Raw genomic sequence first — 17,407 nt, forward strand, 5'->3', positions numbered from 1 at the left:
GGAGCGCACGGACCACAGCAGCGGGCCGGAAGCGGTCCCGAAAGTCGCTCAGCAAGCAACACATCCCCAGCCCAGCCAAGCAGCGCACCGACCACATAGCAGCGGACCGGAAGCGGCCCCCGAGAGCCACTCAGCAAGCGACGCATCTCCACCCCGCCGAGGAGCGCGCCGACCGGATAACAGCAGACCGGAAGCGGCCCTTAAATCACCCAGCAAGCAACACATCCCCGGCCCCGACGAAGCGCGCGCCTACGGCATAGCAGCGAACCGGAAGCGACTCCCCGAAGCACCACCCCGCAAACAACCCACCCACCAATCACAACCGCCGAACCCGCCATTGATAACCACCACCCCCGGTTTGAAACACGCCCCGCATAACTCACCGATCCGATTGACAACCCTTCCGAACGGGGCAGAGGCTGGTCACAAGCTCCCAACGCCCGGCGCGGTCTGGTCCGGTTACCCTGTCAACGAGCCGAAAACCGCACCGAAAGGCCAGCCTCGGCACGAAGCGCCACCCGTCACGACTTCTCTGGTGAGGAAAACGATGTCTCTCGACCACCCCGCACCCGCCAACCCGGACACGGACCGGCGGGTCGCCGCGTTGGAGGAGACCGTCGCGGGGCTGGTCAGGCGGGTCGTGGTGCTCGAAGCCGAGGCGGAGATCCGGCGGGTGCAGGCGCGCTACATGTTCCTCTGCGACACTCCCTGCCCGGAGTTCGGCGTCGCCGACGACAGTGAGCGGATCGACCTCATCATGGCGCTCTACACCGAGGACGCGGTCTGGGAGGGCGTCGGCGAGTACTACGACGGGCAGTTCGGGCGCGCGGAAGGCGCCGACGCTATCCGGGCGCATTTCCAGCGGTTCTGGGGCGAGAAAAAAGACCCCGAACTTCTGCTGAACGCGCATTACCTCACCTCCGAGCAAATCCACGTCGACGGCGACGAGGCCACCGGGCAATGGATCCACATGCAACCGTGGCTGTTCTCCGACGGGAAGGCTCTCCTGCGGTCCAGCCGGTTGAACAACGCGTTCCGTCGCGTCGGCGACACCTGGCGGATCACCCGCACTCGCACCGAAAACGTCTTCATCGCCCCGCTTCCGGAAGGCTGGGCCAGCGACTATCCCTCGGCGTCGGTGCTGATGAAGCCATGAGCGACGACCCGGTCGTGCACGTGGTGGACGACGACGAGGACCTCCGGCAGTCCCTGGTGTTCCTGCTGGAGAGCGTCGGCGTGCAGGCGCTGACCTATCCGGACGCGCAAACCTTCCTGGACGAGTTCGATCCGGCCGAGCCCGCGGTCGTGATCGTCGACGTGCGAATGCCCGCGATCAGCGGTTTTCAGCTGCAGGAAAAGCTCGCGGAAATCGACTGTCCGGCTGCGCTGATTTTCTGCTCCGCGCACGGCGACATTCCGATGTCGGTCCGTGCGCTCACCGCGGGGGCGGTCGATTTCCTGGAGAAGCCTTATCAGGCCCAGCGCATGGTCGAGGTGGTCCAGACCCAGCTCATCGAGGCGCGCCGCCGGTTCGCGGAGCATGCGGAGCGGCAGGCGGTCCGGGCTCGGCTCGACACGCTGACCCAGCGCGAGCGCGAGGTGCTGCGACTGGTGGTCGACGGGATGCCCAGCCAGGCGATCGCGCATCGGCTGGGCACCAGCGTCAAGACCGTCGACGTGCATCGGGCGCGGATCAAGGCGAAGACGTCGGCGGACAGCCTGGGGACGCTGGTCCGCGACATCCTCACCCATCGCGTCACCGTTTGAGCGCGGTCTCCGTCCAGCGGCCGGTGGCCAGCAACGCGGTTTCCCCCAAAGAACTGCCGACTAGCTGCAATCCCAACGGCAATCCAGCCTCGTCGCGCAGGCCGGGCACGGCGATGACCGGCAGGCCCAGCGCTTGCCAAGGGCGGCTGAGCACGGGATCGCCGGTCGCGGTCAAGCCGGCAGGGGCCGACCCGAGCGCGGCCGGGGCCAGGACGGCGTCATAACCGGCCACGATTTCGGCGAGCCTAGAAGCACCAGAAGCGACGACGTCCTGCGCGGCTTCGTATTCCGCGAGCGGCATCTCCGCGCCGGTACGCAGCAATTGCGCCAAGGGAGCGCTGAGCCGGTCCGCGGAGGCAAGCTCGACAGAACGTTCCCGCGCCGCCTCGTAGGCCATCACCACGGGGTGCGCGGCGGTCAAAGCGGGGACCAGAGCCGGGTCTGGGAATTCGTCGACCACGGCACCGGCGGCTCGCAGCCCGGCAACCGCGGAACCAAGTGCGTTCCGCATCGCTGGAGTCGCGTCCTCGGACGACCACACGAGCAACCGCGGAGCCGGAGAAACGGCAGCCTCCGGCTCCCCCGACAACGCTGACCAGGCCAAGGCCAGATCGGAAACCGTCGCGGTGAACATGCCGTGGCTGTCGAGGCTCGGGCTCAGGCCGGTGACGCCGTCGACCGGGTATCGGCCCCGGCTCATGACCAGCGAAGCGACTCCGCAGAACGCGGCCGGGCGCGTGACCGAGCCAGCGGTCTGCGAGCCCAAAGCCAGCGGGACGTGTCCAGCGGCAACGGCAGCCGCCGAACCGCTGGAGGAACCGCCGGGCGTGTGACCGGGCGCAGCGGGGTTATCCGTGGGGCCAGGCGCGAAGAAAGCGAATTCCGTGGTGACCGTCTTGCCGATCGGCACCGCTCCGGCCCGCCGCCATTCGCGCACGATCGAAGCGTCCACAGTGGCCGGTGGAGCGTCCGCGCGCAGGACGGAGCCGCAGCGGGTCGGGAGTCCGGCCAAGTCGATGATGTCCTTGACGCCCAACGGAACCCCTCCCAGCGGACCCGTCGACGCAGGCACGTAAGCCGACGAAACCCAGGCGTCGAAGGAAGCCGCGGCGATTCGCGAGCGGGCCTCGGCGCTAGCGGATTCCGGCGTCGTCCGGCCAGCGGCCAGATCGGCGACCAGGGCGCGCAGCGACCACGGGGCGGTCACGGCTGGGTCCAGGCGGCGTCGGCGGTCCAGTAGTCCATGCCGCTCGCGCTGACCGAATGCCGCCAGTCGGACGTCCGGCGCAGCAGCGGTTCGACGCGCGCGGTGGCCTCGTCGGCGGCGTCCGGACCGTCGGCCGGCACCTGCCAGTGCACCCAGTCCAGTTCGCGGCCGTGCTCGTCGTGCACGAAGAGGTCGACGTGCCGCCAGCCGTAGCCGTGCGTGTCGTTGTAGCAGGTCAGGGTCATCCGGTCCACGGGTTCTCCTCGATCAGGCGCTGAGTGCGGCAAGCCGGTGGAAGCGGCGCTGGAAGTACACCAAAGCGCCGCTGTCCGGGGCGGTCAGCACCTTTTCGATCTCGACGAACAGCACCGAATGCGACCCGTGCTCCTGCTCGGCGACGATCCGGCCGACCAGCGAGGCCGCGGCGCCGCGCAGGACCGGGGCGTCCTCGCTGTCGAGGTCCCAGCAGTCCTCGCTGAAGCGGTCGGCGGTCGGCACCTTCGTCGCGCCGGCGAAGTGCATGGCCAGGTCCTCCTGGCCGGGGCCGAGGACGTTGACGCAGACCTGGCCGTTGCCGACCAGGATCGCGTGCGACCGGCTCGACCGGTTGACGCACACGAGCACGGTCGGCGGGCTGTCGGTGACCGAGCAGGCGGCGCTCACCGTCATGCCGGCGAGGCCGTGCGGGCCCGCGGTGGTCACGACGTTGACGGCCGCGGAGAGGTTGGCCATCGCGGTGCGGAATTCGCGCTGGGTCCGGGTCAGCTCGGACACGGTGCCTCCTAGGACTGGGGCCGGGACTCCTTTGACCGTACAAAGCCGCACCGGTCGCGGGGTATCGAGAACTTCCCCGGCACAGCTGAAGAATTCCTAACCCGGGCCGGTCGCGGGCAGTGCGAAGCCGAACGTCGAACCGCCGCCCGCGCGGTGTTCGGCCCAGATCGTCCCGTGCTGGCGGGTGATGATGCGGTGGCTCAGCGCCAGTCCGATGCCGCTGCCGCGTTCCTTCGCGGTGAACGACTCGTCGAACGGATTGCGCGGGAAGCCGCGGCCGCGATCGTCCACAGTGACCACGCCGGTGTCGCCGTCGCGGCGCGTGGTGAGCACCAGGCTGCGCCGCTGCTGCGGGCACTGGGCCATTTCCTCGATCGCGTTGAAGCACAGGTTCAGCACGACCTGGCCGGTCAGCACGCGTTCGCAGTGCACCGGCACGGCGTCGGCGGACCGGTCGAAGGTCACCTCGATCGCGGCCGGTTCCGCGCGCAATCGCACGAAATACAGGCATTCCTCGACAATCTCGTTGAGGTCAGCCACCTGCTCCACATGCTCCAGATGCCCGACGAACGCCCGCACCGACGACACGATCTGGCTCGCCCGCTCGATCTGCCGGACGGCGCTGTCGATGCCGTACACCACGGGCGCGGCGTCGAGCGTCCGCGAACGGACCCCGGCCAGGAAGTTGCCCGCGGCGGCGAGCGGCTGGCTCAGTTCGTGCGCGATCGCCATCGCCATATCGCCCATCGCGGTGTAGCGCGCCAGGTAGTTCTCCCGGTGCAGCTCCCGCTCGCGTCGGACCTCGCCGCGGACGCGTTCGGACACGTCGTAGAGCAGCATCAGAAACGCGTCTCCACCAGGCTCTCGAAGACGTTCGACGCTCCCCTCCAGCCAGACGCGACCCTGGATCTCCAGCCGCACCGGCGTGCCCGGCGCGGCCCGCTCGCGGACCTCGTCCCAAGTGGCCGGACGGTCGTCGAGACGCAGGCCAGCGTGGTCGGTGAGACAGCCGAGCGGCTCGTCCGGGGTCGCGCCGAACAGCTCCGCCGCGGAGTCGGTGACGAACCGCAGCGCGCCCGAGGCGTCGAGCATCACCGCGAGCGCGGACGTGTGCCGGGCCAGCGCATCGACCCAGGACGTGGTCAACCGCAGCTCACGCTCGATTTCCTGCTCGCGTTCGATGTCGCGGAACTGCACCATCACGGCCGGGCCTTGCGCCAGTTCGACTCGGGTAGCCACCGCGTCCGTCGGAATCACCCGGCCGGATTTCGTGCGGTAGTGCCATTCGATCCGGCTGACGCCCTTGTCGACGGCCTCCTGCAGCCACGCCCGCCCGATCACCCGGTCGTACTGCTGCGCGGAGCTGCTCATGTGGTTCGCCTTCAACGGCCGCAGCTCGGTGACGCTCCATTCGAGCATCTCGCACGCGGCCGGGTTGGCCCACAGGATGTTCTTCGTCGCGCCGTCGTGCACGAGCACGCACGTACGGCTGGCGTTGAGCATCGCGACGAAATCGTGCGTCGTCAGCTCTGGCGCGCGCGGGTCTGCCTCCATCGGCTCAGCGTAAAGCCCCTGGCTGGCGGCTCGCACTGAAGAAATCCCCTACGCCCGCTCAGGCACTACCAATTCCCGCGCGCCGCCGTGGTTCGTACCGTCGGAACGACCGCACCGGCATTCTGAGGAGCAGCGATGAGCGAAGTCACCATGGAGGAGGTGCTCGCCGAGCTCGCCACGCGCAAGGACGAGTTCCAGCAGCAGCGCTACGTTCCGCGGGACTTCATCGACCGGCTCAAGCAGCTCGGCATCTACCGGGCCAGCACGCCGGCGAAGTTCGGCGGCAACCCGCTCCCGCCCGCCGAATTCCTCCGCCTGATCGAGCGTATTTCCACTGTGGACGGTTCAACCGGCTGGGTCGCCAGCTTCGGCTCGTCGCTGATCTACCTCGCCGCGCTCCCGCTGGACACGCAGGCCGAGCTGTACAAAGACGGTCCGGACGTCGCGTTCGCCGGCGGTCTCTTCCCGGTCCAGCCCGCCCCGGCGACGGAAACCGGCTTCCGCGTGGACGGTCGCTGGAAGTTCGCCAGCGGCTGCATGGGCGCGGACATCCTCGGCGTCGGCATCCCCGGCGACGAATCGACCGGCGGGAAACCGCGCACCGCGCTGCTGCGGCCCGAGCAGGTCGAAATCGTCCAGGAATGGGACGTCGTCGGCATGCGCGGCACCGGTTCGTTCGACCTGGTCGTGCGCGACGTCGAGGTCCCGCGCGAGTGGACGTTCATCCGCGGCGGCGCGCCCATGGTCGACGAGCCGCTCTACCGGTACCCCACAATCGCTTACGCCGCACAGGTTCTCGCTATCGTCGGCGCGGGTGTCGCGCGTGCCGCGCTCGACCACGCCCGCGAGGTCGGCGCTGGCTACACCGGCGTCACCGGCGCGCCGAAACTCGCCGACCGCGGCTACTACCGCACCGGGTACGCAGACGCCGAGGCCGCGCTGCGGTCCGCGCGCGCCTGGTTCTACGAGGTCAGCCACGAGGTCTGGGACACCGTCGTCTCCGGTGACGAGGCCAGCGACGAGCAGAACGCCCAGCTGCGGCTTTCGGCCGCGCACCTGGCCAAGACGTCGTCCGAGGTCGTCTCGAAGCTCGTCGAGATTTCCGGCACCGCGCCGATCTACTCGACGCATCCGCTGCGTGGACTTCAGGGCGACGCACTGGTACCCAAGCAGCATGCGTTCCTGGGCCCGGCCATCCACGACGCCGCCGGCGCGGTTCTCATGGGACAGCCGCCGACCAGCCCCGGCTTCCGCTGACCAGCCACCACCACGACGAGGAGTCTCCGACTGTGAGCACGCAGCCCCTGCGGGTGCTTTTCTGCATCGGCATCAACCAGAACTTCTTCGACCTGCCCGCCGACGGCATCACCATCGGCGACGTCTGGCAGTCCTTCGTGTCCATGATGGACCAGCTGAAAGCGTTGCCGGGCATCACTTTCATCGGTGACATCGACGACGACGCGCACATGGTCGGCCCGTCTGAGGGCTGGCCGTGGACCTGCTACATCCTCGCCGACGCCGACAGCCAGGAAACCGTCAAGGCCGGTTGCAACCTGCTGCGCACGACCGAGGTCGGCAGCAATGGCGTCAAGCTGTGGCGCTTCGCCAAGATCGAAGCCCGGATCGGCCGTCCGCTGACCGTCCGCGAAGACGTCGAACTGCCCGACTGAAAATCGGAGACCTCATGACTGAGAACTCGAGCGTTCCCGCGGATTTCGCCGAAAGCGACCGCGTCGCCGCCCGGCTGTATACCGACCCGGAAATCTTCGAACGCGAGATGACGCAGATCTTCGAGCGTTCGTGGGTGTGGGTCGCGCACGAAAGCGAATTGGCGCAGCCAGGCAACTTCAAATCCACTTACGTCGGCCGCCAGCCCGTCATCGTGACCCGCGATCGCAAGGGCACGCTGCACACGATGCTCAACCGCTGTCGTCACCGCGGTGCAAGCCTCTGCGAGAAGCCGAGCGGCAAGGCCAACGGCTTCACCTGCCCGTACCACGCCTGGAGCTACGGCCTCGACGGCAAGCTGCGCGGCATCCCTTATCCCGACGGCTACGAAGGCGTCTTGGAAAAGGGCGAGCTGTCGCTGAAGAAACTGCGCACCGAGTCGTACGGCGGCATGGTTTTCGCGACCTTCGACGAGGACGCTGAGTCCCTTGAGGACTTCCTCGGCGACGCGAAACTGTGGATCGACCGCTTTATGAAGCAGGGCGGCGGTTATCCGATCAAGGTGCTGGGCAAGCACCAGTTCAAGTTCCGCGGCAACTGGAAAATCCAGTTGGAGAACACCACCGACGGCTATCACTTCCCGATCGTGCACCGGTCGTGGATGGCTTCGGTGGACGCGGAAACCGCCGACATGATGTCGTTCATGACCGATCCGTCGGCGATCACGCATTCGCTCGGCAACGGCCACAGCGTCATGCAGATGGTGCCGGAGCACTCCGACCTGGACGTCGACGACGGCACCGAACCGCTGCAGGGCCGCTTCGACCACGTCGTGGCCGAGTTGTCGAAGACCCTCGACGAGGCGCAGGTGCGCAAGGTCGTCCGGGCCATGCACGGCACCGGCTTCAACCTCAACCTGTTCCCGAACGTTTCGATGTCCGCGGCGTTTTTCCGCGTGCTGCGGCCGATTTCGGTCAACGAGACCCTGATCGAGCACGTCGCTATCGGCCCCGACGGCCCGCCGGAACTGGACATCGTGAATCGCGAACGGATGCGCATCCACGAGCACTTCCAGGGTCCGTTCGGGTTCGGCACGCCGGACGACGCCGAGGGCTGGGACCGCGTGCAGCGCGGCGCACACGGCGGCCCGGACCTGCCGATCCTGGTCAACCGCGGGTTGGCGCGGGAAAAGGCGAGCCCCGAAGGCTGGCCGACCTCGCACGTCACCGACGAAACCGGCATGCGCGCCGCGTACGCCCAGTGGAAGGAGATGATGGGCGATGACTGAAACCATCCCCGTCACTGACCCTCGCGTCGCACGCGCCGTCGAACTGGTCAACCGCGAGGCAGAACTGCTGGACCGCACGGAGTATCACGTGTGGGAGAAGCTGTTCACCGAGGACGGTATTTACGTCATCCCGATCGACCGGGACACCGACGATTTCGCCGGTTCGCTGAACATGGTCTACGACGACGCGCGGATGCGGCAGATGCGCATCGCGCGGATGACCGAGGGCTACGCGCTCGCCGCCGTCGATTCCGCCCGCACCGTGCGCACGGTGTCGCGATTCGTACCGGAATCCGTTTCGGACGACGAAGTTGTGCTGCGTTCGGCACAGATCCTGGTCGCCTACAAGCGAGGCAACCACGACCTGTGGGCAGCGGATCTGGTGCACCGCATCCAGTTGTCGCCGGCAGGCCCCGAGGGCGACCGGATCGCGTTGAAGGTCGTCCGGCTGGTCAACAGCGACGAAGCCGTTCCGGCCGCGGGATTCCTGCTGTGAGCGCGCCAGCGGAGCCGCACGTCGCCGTGGTCACCGGCGGCGCGAGCGGTCTCGGAGAAGCGATCGTGCGGCAGCTGCACGCCGAGGGCTACCGCGTCGCGATCGCGGACGTCAACGGCGAAGCGGCCGAGAAACTGGCCGTGTCCCTTGGCAACTGCCGTGGCTACACGGTCGACGTGCGGGATCGAGCGGCGCTCGCGCAGCTGAAAGACGACGTCGTCCGTGATTTCGGCAGCGTCCAGGTGCTGGTCAACAACGCGGCCCGCACTCAGGCGGCCCCGCTGATGGAGATCACGCCGGAAGACCTCGACGCGGTCCTCGCGGTCAACTTCACCGGCACGTTCACCGCCTGCCAGCTCTTCGGCGCGTACTTCGCCGAGCAGGGTTACGGACGGATCGTGAACATGGCGTCGCTGGCCGGCCAGAACGGCGGCACCGCGACCGGCGGGCACTACGCGTCGTCCAAGGGCGCGATCATGTCCGCGACGAAGGTGTTCGCGCGCGAACTCGCCTCGCGCGGAGTCACGGTGAACTCCGTGTCCCCGGGGCCGCTGGACAGCCCGATGGTGCATTCGATCGTCGGCGAGGACAACCTCGAGGCCTTCACGAAGAACATCCCCGTCGGACGGCTCGGCGACCCGGCGTTCATCGCGCGGATGGTGTCGCTGCTCGCCTCACCGGGCGCGGCCTCGGTCACCGGGGCGTGCTGGGACGCCAACGGCGGCCTTTACCTGCGCTGAACTCCCTTGCCCTGAAACGGAGAGCCGATGCCGAACACCGTGGTCCGCGTGGCCGAGGTCGTCGAGGAAGCGCCCGGGATCCGGGCGCTTCGCCTCGTCCGCGCCGACGGTCTGCCGTTCGACCCGCACCCCGCCGGTGCGCACGTCGACGTCACCGGCCCGACCGGGATCCTGCGCCAGTATTCGCTGTGCGGGCGGCCGGACGACACGTCGTCGCTGCTCATCGCGGTGAAGCGGGAGCCGGATTCGCGTGGCGGTTCCGAGGCGCTGCACGCCGTCGCGGAGAACGACAAGCTCGAGGTCGGCGAGTCCCGGAACCTGCTGTCGCTGGCTCCGGGCGCGGACCGGCACGTGCTGATCGCGGGCGGCATCGGCATCACTCCATTGCTGAGCCTGGCTTATCAGCTGCACGCGGACTGTGCGGAATTCGAACTGCACTACTTCGCGCGCGACCGGGAGTCGGCGGCTTTTGTTTCCCTGCTTGAAGAACAGGCTGAATTCCGGGACCGGGTGCTGCTGTATTTCGGCGTTCCGCGCGACGAACAGCCCGCCGTGCTCACGGAAGTGGCTGCTGGGCTCGGTTCCGCCGGGCACGTCTACACCTGCGGCCCGGAAGGGTTCATGGAGCAGGTCACCGGCGTGTTCGCCCCGGTGGTCGGCGAAACGCAGGTGCACGTCGAACATTTCACCGCGGCCGAGGTCGACACGAGCGGAGATCAGCCGTTCACCGTCGAACTCGACACCGGCGAGGTGTTCGAGATCCCGGCGGACCGGTCGATCCTCTCGGTGCTGACCGACAACGGGATCGAGGTGTTCAAATCGTGCGAGGAAGGCATCTGCGGCTCGTGCGTTTCCGGGGTGCTGGAAGGCACGCCGGAGCACCGGGACCAGTGTCTTTCGGCCAGCGACAAGGCTTCCGGCGACCAGATGGCGCTGTGCGTGTCGCGCGCCCGCTCGGAAAAACTGATGATCGAACTGTACTGACGCAGACGGCCGGAATCCTCGCGATTCCGGCCGTCCTGTCTATTAATTGATCGATTTTATTTATCAATCCGCCGCAAATCGGACTTTGCCTCCTTCGTCACGCTTTCCCTAAGCTGTGTCCACCGTTTCCCCACCACCGGACACTCCGCGCATTCTCGCGCGAGACGACGAAAGGCCTGCTATGGCCAAGCGCGACGAAGCGCACTCTCCCGGCGTGCTGCGGCTCGGATTCGCAGCCGGCGTCGGCACTTCCCTGGAAATGTACGACTTCTCGATCTACGGCACCGCAGCGGCACTGGTGTTCGGGTCGGTGTTCTTCAAAACCGGCAACGCCTGGTTCGGCACCTTCATGAGCCTCGCGACCTTCGCGATCGGCTTCGTGATGGCCCCGCTGGGCGCGGCGCTTTTCGGCTGGATCGGCGACCGTCGCGGCCGCCGGACCGCGCTGTACGCCGCGTTCCTGTTGATGGGTTTCGCGACACTGGGCATGGGCGTTCTCCCGCCGTACGCGGTGATCGGCATCGCCGCGCCCCTGCTGCTCGTCGGGTTGCGCCTGCTGCACGGCGCCGCCCGCGGCGGGGAAAGCGCCGGAGCGGCCGTGTTCGCCGTTGAGCACGCGCCGGAAAAACGGCGTGGCCTCTACGGTTCCTTCGTCGCGCTCGGCTCGCCGATCGGCGTCGTGCTGGCGAACCTGGCCTTCGCACTGGTTCTCCTGCTGCCCAACGACGACATCATGAGCTGGGGCTGGCGGCTTCCGTTCCTCGCCGGCGGCATCGTGCTGGCGATTGGCATCTGGGTCCGCCGCGGCGTATCGGAAAGCCCGGAATTCGAGAAAATGGCCGCCGCCGAAACGCGCGCGAAAAAGCCGCTCGCCGACGTCCTCCGCTCGAATTGGCGACGGCTGCTGCTGATCGCCGGAGCGAACCTCGGTCTCACCGCCTGCACTTTCGCGCTGGTCACGTTCATGCTGTCGTACGCGACCGCCGCCGCCCCGGAAGGCCTCGGCCTCCCGCGCGCCCCGATCGTCACCATTTCGACGATCACCCTCCTGTGCCACGCCGCCGCGAACGTCGGAGCCGCCTGGCTGTCCGACCGGATCGGCCGCAAACCGGTGATGCTGACCGGCTCGGTCCTGTCCATCGCCGCCGCGCTCGTGATGTTCCCGATCGCCTCGGCGGGCACCGTCAGCTCGGTATTCGTCGCGCTGCTGCTGGGTTTCACCGCCACCGGAATCCTCTTTGGACCGATGTACACCTGGTTCGCCGAGCTGTTCCCGCGAGAGCAGCGCCAGTCCGGTCTCGGCGTGGGCTACCACGTCGGCGCGGTGCTCGGCGGCGGCCTGTCGCCGATGATCGCCAACCGGATCGTCGCCGCGACCGGAGACGCCCTCGCGGTCGGCTACTACCTGGCCGCGCTGCTTGTGCTGAGCCTGGTCTGCCTGCTGATCCTCCCGGAAACCGCCCCCGCTCGGCGTGCCGCGAAACCGGCTCCCGAACTGGTCAGCTGACGCGGCCGCACCCCAGTCTCCTGGTTTGGGCGAGACTGGGGTGGTGCTAATCCGGCCAAAAGTAGGCCGCCCCTGGAGCGGCACGTAACCGCTGCAGCGAAGTCATCAGGCCGTGGCTGTGGCCGGATTAGTACAATCAGCACAGTATGCGTGAGATCGACGAAGTCCTGGACGCGGTCGGCCCGAGGCTGCGAACCCTGCGCAACCGGCGCGGCATCACCCTGGCCGACCTGTCGGCCGAGACCGGCATCTCGGAAAGCACCCTGTCCCGCCTGGAAAACGGCCAGCGCCGGGCGAACCTGGAACTGCTGCTGCCGCTGTCGCGCGCCTACGACGTCCCGATCGACGACCTGGTCGGCGCACCCCGAGCCGGCGACCCGCGCGTCCACCTGCGCCCGATCCACCAGCACGGGATGACCTACGTGCCGCTCACCCGCCGCCCGGGCGGGGTGCACGCGTACAAAATGCTGATCCCCGGCCGTTCTGCGGAACCCGCATTGAAAACGCACAGCGGCTACGAATGGCTATACGTCCTCAATGGACACCTGCGGTTAATCGTAGGCGCGAAGGACCTGACGGTCCCACCCGGCGAGGCAGCGGAGTTCGACACGACGGAACCCCATTGGCTCGGCTCGGCCGACGGAGGCGCGGTTGAGCTGCTGATCCTCTTCGGACTGCAGGGAGAACGAGTGCACGTGGAGCCGCGCCCGAACTGATACCAGAAATGACGTAACACCCGTGGCGACTAGTGCGACCTGTTTGTGCACGGTCGATCACGAAAGGCTCTTAATGTCCGCCCCTGACTATCCTCCGCCGCCCGCACCCCAGGCGGCCCCGCCGGCCCACCAGCTCCCGCCGAAGAACGGGCTCGGCACCGCCGGGTTCGTGCTCGGACTGGTCGGCCTGATTTTCTCGTTCATCCCGGTCATCGGGCTCATCGCGTGGCCGTTGGTGATCCTCGGGATCATCTTCTCCGCGCTCGGCTTCGTCCGGACGCGGTCCGGAAAGGCCACGAACAAGGGCCTCTCGATCGCCGGTCTGGCGCTCTCGGTGATCGGCCTGGCGATGTGCATCGTGTGGACCGTGACGACCGCCAAGGCCGTCAACGAGATCAACACCGAAGCAAACCGCACGGTGACGATCCACTACGAGGTCACCGGCACCGCGAAGGAAGCCTCGATCACCTACACCACCATCGGCGACGGCAACACGTCCGCCAGCCAGGATCAGCCGCAGACCCTGCCGTGGTCGAAAGACATCACCACGAAGGGCCTGTTCAAGGGCGGAGCCCTGTCGGTGACCACCGGCGCCGACGGCGGAGACGTGACCTGCAAGGTCGTCGTGGACGGCAAGGAAGCCAAGACGGCGAAGGCGTCGGGCAAGTTCGCGACCGCCACCTGCGACGGGTTCTGATTCCGAGACCATCCGTTCGCGGCGGCCCGTCCACCGGACGGGCCGTCGCGAGCGGTCTCAACTGGTACCGCGAAATAGGCCCGAAACTGGCTCTGGCTGGCACCAGAAGGATCTCGGACAGTGGGGTGAAGCACTGAGCGAACCCACCAGCGAGGCAGTCATGTCGGCCGAGATCCTTACGCTGAACCATCGCGAGCGAGCCACTCTCACCGCCGTCGGCCTCGGCCGCGCCGAAATGACCTGCAGCTGCGAACCCGATCTCTACATCGACGGCGTCCCGTGCTGCGACCAATTCACCGCCCACCGCCTCGCCCGGTTCGCCTTGGTGGTCCCGCTGCGCGCAGGCCGCCGCGGCGAACGCGTCCCCGCGCTCCTCACCGACGCCGGTCGAGCCGCGATCGATTTGCCCGCCGCTGACGTCCCGCGGTCCGCTGCCTGAACCACCGCGCTGTCGTTGCGGATACGGCATTCTCGCGTGATGGCATACCTCAACGGCACAGCCACGCGAGTGGTGGATGACGACCTCACGACAACGTCGCGGTGACGGTCGTCGAGCTTGAGCACGGGGTCGCCGACCTCAGCGGCCGAAACATGTTTCAGGTACCAGCCGAGGCGGTTATCTACGGCCGGACAGGTCCATGATCGAAACGGAGCCGGCAAGGGGGTTCGAACCCCTGACCTTCTGTTTACAAGACAGATGCTCTACCAACTGAGCTATACCGGCGCGCACCCGGCACCGGGCGCGCCCGAAGTATATCGGGCTGCCCCGACCGCACCCGGACAACCCGCCCTAACCCCCAGGTCAGCGGCGAAAATCGACAAGATCCAACCCCATGCGGCACGATCGATGACAGGTGTGGCGGACGCCACTGCAACAGCTGGGGCGGTACGGCCGATGGTCCCCGGGAACGAACGAGGAGGTGGGGATCGATCATGAAGATCAACGAGCGTACCGGCCAGGGGGCCGCGCGCAGACGGTGGCCGATTCTCGAGCCTCCGCACCCGCGGTCCAGCCAGCGGCATCGGCCCAATCTTCTGCGCCGCCGCGCCTGGCACATTCTCGAGGCTCCGACGGCGGAACAGCCCGCGGTCGAGTCCGAGGAGGTGCTCGGGCCCAAGCCGCCCGACGACGCGACCGTCAACTTCGTTCTGGATCTCACGTTGCGGATCGGCGAAGTCCAGATGGCCAGTGGCGCCGGGGCTTCCGACGTCACCGCGACCATCCTCGCGCTCACCTCCGCACTCGGGCTGCCGCACTGCGAGGTCGACGTCATCTTCACGTCGATCACCGTCACCTGCCACCGCGGTACGGACCTCGCGCCGGTCACCGCGTTGCGAGTGGTCCGTTCGCGCAGTCTCGACTACACCCGGCTCAACGAGACCGAGGCGCTCGTGCGCCAGATCGTCCGCGGCAACACCGGGGCGGAGGAAGCGGTCACCGAACTGGACCGGATCACCTCCGCTCCGCACCCGTACGCGCGCTGGACCGCGACCGCCGCCTGGGGTGGGCTGGCCGGGTTCATCACGCTGCTGCTCGGCGGGGGTCTCGACATCGCGCTCGTCGCGATGGTCATCTCCGCCGCGATCGACCGGATCGGCAGGCTGCTCAACAAGTTCAACCTCCCGTTCTTCTTCCAGCAGGTGGTCGGCGGGCTGTTCGCGACGCTGTCGGCGATGATCATCGTCAGCAGCAACATCCTCACCACCGACCGGCCGACGCTGGTGGTCGCCGCGGCGGTCACCGTGCTGCTGTCCGGGCTGTCCACGGTTTCGGCGGTGCAGGACGGGATCACCGGGTACTACGTCACCGCGTCCGGCCGCACGATGGAAACCGCGTTGATGAGTGCCGGGCTGATCGCCGGCGTCGTGCTCGCGCTTCGCATCGCGGTGATGCTCGAACTGCCGCGCAAGCCGTTGCCCGACGTCCCGATCTCGACCGCGCAGGACCTGCCGATCATCGTCATCGGCGGGGCCGGCGCGGCCGCCTGCTTCGCGCTCGCCTCGTATTCGAAACTTCGCGCGATGCTCGTCGCCGCCGCGGCGGGCGCGATCGGCGCGCTCGTCTACGGCGCGTTGATCCTCGCGACGCTGGACGCGGTGAGCGCGTCAGCGATCGCGGCGACGCTCGTCGGGTTCTGCGGCGGCGTCATGGCGCGGCGGCTGAAGGTTACTCCGCTCGTGGTCGCCGTGTCCGGGATCACTCCGCTGCTCCCCGGCCTCTCCACCTATCGTGGTCTATACCAATTGGCAGTGTCGCCAGGCGGCAACATCTCCACCCTGATGACCGCGGTCGCCGTCGGGCTCGCCCTCGCGGCGGGCGTTGTACTGGGCGAATACCTCGCCCAGCCGGTCCGCACCGGGCTCGGCAGGCTCGAGCGCAAGCTCTCCGGGCCCCGGCTGGCCGGGCCGATGGAGCCGACCGAAAGGCGTTTGGAGTAACCAGTTGGTCACCGGCCGGTCACTCCGCGCGCGCTAGGGTTTCCAGTGGGGCCGCGACCCGCCGATGACGAGGGAGCAGCTGGAGTGACTGACGCGATCGCCGAGGAGAAAAGCGCACCGTCCGCGGATTTCGTCGTGGTGGCCAACCGGCTGCCCGTCGACCTCGAACGGACCGCGGACGGGGAACAGCGCTGGACGGCCAGTCCCGGCGGGCTGGTCTCCGCGCTCGAACCGTTCCTCAGGTCCCGCAAGGGCGCGTGGGTCGGCTGGCCGGGCGTGCCGGACGTCGAGGTGGACGAGTTCGACGACGACGGGCTCGTCCTGCACCCGGTGTCGCTCACCTCGGCCGAGGTCCGCGACTACTACGAGGGCTTCTCCAACGCCACGCTCTGGCCGCTCTACCACGACGTCGTCGCGCGGCCGGTTTTCGACCGGGCGTGGTGGGACAGCTACGTGAAGGTCAACCGCCGCTTCGCCGAGGCCAGCGCCACCGTCGCCGCGCACGGCGCGACTGTGTGGATCCAGGACTACCAGCTGCAGCTCGTGCCCCGGATGCTCCGCGAGCTGCGGCCCGACCTGCGCATCGGCTTCTTCCTGCACATCCCGTTCCCGCCGGTCGAGCTCTTCATGCAGCTCCCGTGGCGCGCGGAGATCGTGCGCGGCCTGATCGGCGCGGACCTGATCGGCTTCCACCGGCCCGGCGGCGCGCAGAACTTCCTGTGGCTGGCCCGGCAGCTGGTCGGCCTCGAACCCACCCGCGGCGCGGTCGGCGTCCGGTCCCGGCCGGGCATGGTGCAGGTCGGCGACCGCACCGTGCGCGTCGGCGCGTTCCCGATCTCCATCGACGCGGCCGGCCTCGACTCGCTCGCCCGCAGCAAGGGCGTCGGCGAGCGCGCCAAGCAGATCCGGCGCGACCTCGGCAACCCCAAGGCGGTGCTGCTGGGCGTCGACCGGCTCGACTACACCAAGGGCATCGACCTGCGGCTGCAAGCGCTGCACGAACTGCTGCACGAGGGCCGGCTCGAACCCGGTGACGTCACGTTCGTGCAGCTGGCCACGCCGAGCCGCGAACGCGTCGAGCACTACCAGCGGATGCGCGGCGAGATCGAGCAGATGGTCGGCCGGATCAACGGCGAGTTCGCCCGCGTCGGCCACCCGGTCGTGCACTATTTGCACCAATCCGTGAACCGCACCGAGCTGGCCGCCTTCTTCTCCGCGGCCGACGTCATGGTGGTGACTCCGCTGCGCGACGGGATGAATCTCGTCTGCAAGGAGTACGTCGCGTGCCGGCCGGATCTGGGCGGCGCGCTGGTGCTGAGCGAGTTCGCCGGCGCGGCGGCCGAACTGACCAGCGCTTTCCTCGTCAACCCGCACGATCTGGACGGGGTGAAGAACGCGTTGGAGGCTGCCATTACGCTCGACCCCGCCGAGGGCCGACGCAGGATGCGCGCCATGCGTCGACAGGTCCTCACCCACGACGTCGACCGGTGGGCGCGTTCGTTCCTCCAGGCGCTGGGTGCCGAACCGGCCGACTGACCCCCTCCCCCGTACCGCGCTGGACCTCCTGAGG

The 17,407-nt window shown here is 68.1% G+C and carries 18 protein-coding genes and 1 tRNA gene; 14 read left to right on the forward strand and 5 right to left on the reverse strand.

The window, feature by feature from the left end:
• Positions 1 to 547: 547 nt before the first annotated feature.
• Positions 548 to 1,156, forward strand: a complete 609-nt coding sequence (locus tag ACFXI3_RS12085) for a nuclear transport factor 2 family protein (protein ID WP_378399533.1) — start codon at positions 548 to 550, stop codon at positions 1,154 to 1,156.
• A complete protein-coding gene (locus tag ACFXI3_RS12090; RefSeq protein ID WP_378399534.1) occupies positions 1,153 to 1,767 on the forward strand; it encodes a response regulator transcription factor in 615 nt (204 codons plus the stop codon). Before ACFXI3_RS12085 ends, ACFXI3_RS12090 begins: the two co-directional genes overlap by 4 nt.
• Here the strand turns inward: ACFXI3_RS12090 and ACFXI3_RS12095 are convergent.
• The 4 genes from ACFXI3_RS12095 to ACFXI3_RS12110 form a co-directional block, all read right to left on the reverse strand.
• Entirely contained in the window at positions 1,757 to 2,974 is a 1,218-nt protein-coding gene (locus tag ACFXI3_RS12095; protein ID WP_378399535.1) for an amidase, read from the reverse strand. The two genes, ACFXI3_RS12090 and ACFXI3_RS12095, sit on opposite strands and share 11 nt — an antisense overlap.
• The gene (locus ACFXI3_RS12100) at positions 2,971 to 3,219 is read right to left on the reverse strand and encodes a hypothetical protein (RefSeq protein ID WP_344266668.1); all 249 of its coding nucleotides are present in this window, start codon (positions 3,217 to 3,219) and stop codon (positions 2,971 to 2,973) included. Before ACFXI3_RS12100 ends, ACFXI3_RS12095 begins: the two co-directional genes overlap by 4 nt.
• A 22-nt stretch (positions 3,220 to 3,241) precedes the next feature.
• Entirely contained in the window at positions 3,242 to 3,748 is a 507-nt protein-coding gene (locus ACFXI3_RS12105; protein WP_344265239.1) for a flavin reductase, read from the reverse strand.
• Between the two features lie 96 nt (positions 3,749 to 3,844).
• Entirely contained in the window at positions 3,845 to 5,302 is a 1,458-nt protein-coding gene (locus tag ACFXI3_RS12110; protein ID WP_344265242.1) for a PAS domain-containing sensor histidine kinase, read from the reverse strand.
• Positions 5,303 to 5,437: 135 nt separating this feature from the next.
• Here ACFXI3_RS12110 and ACFXI3_RS12115 point away from each other — a divergent pair, with 135 nt between their 5' ends.
• The 10 genes from ACFXI3_RS12115 to ACFXI3_RS12160 all read left to right on the forward strand — a co-directional run bounded on the left by ACFXI3_RS12115 (position 5,438) and on the right by ACFXI3_RS12160 (position 13,837).
• Entirely contained in the window at positions 5,438 to 6,559 is a 1,122-nt protein-coding gene (locus ACFXI3_RS12115; protein WP_378399536.1) for an acyl-CoA dehydrogenase family protein, read from the forward strand.
• 32 nt (positions 6,560 to 6,591) lie between these two features.
• The gene (locus ACFXI3_RS12120) at positions 6,592 to 6,972 is read left to right on the forward strand and encodes a hypothetical protein (protein WP_344265248.1); all 381 of its coding nucleotides are present in this window, start codon (positions 6,592 to 6,594) and stop codon (positions 6,970 to 6,972) included.
• A gap of 14 nt (positions 6,973 to 6,986) precedes the next feature.
• On the forward strand, positions 6,987 to 8,258 hold the full coding sequence (locus tag ACFXI3_RS12125) for a Rieske 2Fe-2S domain-containing protein (protein ID WP_378399537.1): 1,272 nt from the start codon (positions 6,987 to 6,989) through the stop codon (positions 8,256 to 8,258).
• Complete coding sequence (locus ACFXI3_RS12130; protein WP_378399538.1) at positions 8,251 to 8,754, forward strand: aromatic-ring-hydroxylating dioxygenase subunit beta; 504 nt, start codon at positions 8,251 to 8,253, stop codon at positions 8,752 to 8,754. The genes ACFXI3_RS12125 and ACFXI3_RS12130 overlap by 8 nt, the downstream gene beginning before the upstream one ends.
• A complete protein-coding gene (locus ACFXI3_RS12135) occupies positions 8,751 to 9,494 on the forward strand; it encodes an SDR family NAD(P)-dependent oxidoreductase (protein ID WP_378399539.1) in 744 nt (247 codons plus the stop codon). Before ACFXI3_RS12130 ends, ACFXI3_RS12135 begins: the two co-directional genes overlap by 4 nt.
• A 27-nt stretch (positions 9,495 to 9,521) precedes the next feature.
• On the forward strand, positions 9,522 to 10,478 hold the full coding sequence (locus ACFXI3_RS12140) for a PDR/VanB family oxidoreductase (protein WP_378399540.1): 957 nt from the start codon (positions 9,522 to 9,524) through the stop codon (positions 10,476 to 10,478).
• Between the two features lie 181 nt (positions 10,479 to 10,659).
• A complete protein-coding gene (locus tag ACFXI3_RS12145) occupies positions 10,660 to 11,985 on the forward strand; it encodes an MFS transporter (protein WP_344265263.1) in 1,326 nt (441 codons plus the stop codon).
• A gap of 146 nt (positions 11,986 to 12,131) precedes the next feature.
• Positions 12,132 to 12,701: an XRE family transcriptional regulator gene (locus tag ACFXI3_RS12150; RefSeq protein ID WP_344265266.1), complete on the forward strand. Its 570-nt coding sequence runs from the start codon at positions 12,132 to 12,134 to the stop codon at positions 12,699 to 12,701.
• A gap of 73 nt (positions 12,702 to 12,774) precedes the next feature.
• Positions 12,775 to 13,398, forward strand: coding sequence for a DUF4190 domain-containing protein (locus ACFXI3_RS12155; protein WP_378399541.1), 624 nt, complete (start codon positions 12,775 to 12,777; stop codon positions 13,396 to 13,398).
• A 160-nt stretch (positions 13,399 to 13,558) separates the two neighbouring features.
• On the forward strand, positions 13,559 to 13,837 hold the full coding sequence (locus tag ACFXI3_RS12160; RefSeq protein WP_378399542.1) for a hypothetical protein: 279 nt from the start codon (positions 13,559 to 13,561) through the stop codon (positions 13,835 to 13,837).
• A gap of 212 nt (positions 13,838 to 14,049) precedes the next feature.
• Here the strand turns inward: ACFXI3_RS12160 and ACFXI3_RS12165 are convergent.
• Positions 14,050 to 14,122: transfer RNA gene (locus ACFXI3_RS12165), tRNA-Thr, on the reverse strand.
• Positions 14,123 to 14,331: 209 nt separating this feature from the next.
• On the opposite strand from ACFXI3_RS12165, the gene ACFXI3_RS12170 reads away from it, so the two are divergent.
• Together ACFXI3_RS12170 and ACFXI3_RS12175 are read left to right on the forward strand one after the other, a co-directional pair.
• A complete protein-coding gene (locus tag ACFXI3_RS12170) occupies positions 14,332 to 15,837 on the forward strand; it encodes a threonine/serine exporter family protein (protein ID WP_344265275.1) in 1,506 nt (501 codons plus the stop codon).
• Between the two features lie 84 nt (positions 15,838 to 15,921).
• Positions 15,922 to 17,373, forward strand: a complete 1,452-nt coding sequence (locus tag ACFXI3_RS12175; RefSeq protein WP_378399543.1) for a trehalose-6-phosphate synthase — start codon at positions 15,922 to 15,924, stop codon at positions 17,371 to 17,373.
• Positions 17,374 to 17,407: the final 34 nt, after the last annotated feature.

The sequence above is a fragment of the Amycolatopsis sp. NPDC059235 genome (assembly GCF_042754125.1).
GTDB classification, from domain to species: Bacteria; Actinomycetota; Actinomycetes; order Mycobacteriales; family Pseudonocardiaceae; genus Amycolatopsis; species Amycolatopsis albidoflava.

Coding starts and splice junctions, on each gene's coding strand:
- ACFXI3_RS12085 (WP_378399533.1), top strand. CDS start 548: ATGTCTCTCGACCACCCCGCACCCGCCAACCCGGACACGGACCGGCGG.
- ACFXI3_RS12090 (WP_378399534.1), top strand. CDS start 1,153: ATGAGCGACGACCCGGTCGTGCACGTGGTGGACGACGACGAGGACCTC.
- ACFXI3_RS12100 (WP_344266668.1), bottom strand. CDS start 3,219: ATGACCCTGACCTGCTACAACGACACGCACGGCTACGGCTGGCGGCAC.
- ACFXI3_RS12110 (WP_344265242.1), bottom strand. CDS start 5,302: ATGGAGGCAGACCCGCGCGCGCCAGAGCTGACGACGCACGATTTCGTC.
- ACFXI3_RS12115 (WP_378399536.1), top strand. CDS start 5,438: ATGAGCGAAGTCACCATGGAGGAGGTGCTCGCCGAGCTCGCCACGCGC.
- ACFXI3_RS12125 (WP_378399537.1), top strand. CDS start 6,987: ATGACTGAGAACTCGAGCGTTCCCGCGGATTTCGCCGAAAGCGACCGC.
- ACFXI3_RS12130 (WP_378399538.1), top strand. CDS start 8,251: ATGACTGAAACCATCCCCGTCACTGACCCTCGCGTCGCACGCGCCGTC.
- ACFXI3_RS12140 (WP_378399540.1), top strand. CDS start 9,522: ATGCCGAACACCGTGGTCCGCGTGGCCGAGGTCGTCGAGGAAGCGCCC.
- ACFXI3_RS12145 (WP_344265263.1), top strand. CDS start 10,660: ATGGCCAAGCGCGACGAAGCGCACTCTCCCGGCGTGCTGCGGCTCGGA.
- ACFXI3_RS12150 (WP_344265266.1), top strand. CDS start 12,132: ATGCGTGAGATCGACGAAGTCCTGGACGCGGTCGGCCCGAGGCTGCGA.
- ACFXI3_RS12155 (WP_378399541.1), top strand. CDS start 12,775: ATGTCCGCCCCTGACTATCCTCCGCCGCCCGCACCCCAGGCGGCCCCG.
- ACFXI3_RS12160 (WP_378399542.1), top strand. CDS start 13,559: ATGTCGGCCGAGATCCTTACGCTGAACCATCGCGAGCGAGCCACTCTC.
- ACFXI3_RS12170 (WP_344265275.1), top strand. CDS start 14,332: ATGAAGATCAACGAGCGTACCGGCCAGGGGGCCGCGCGCAGACGGTGG.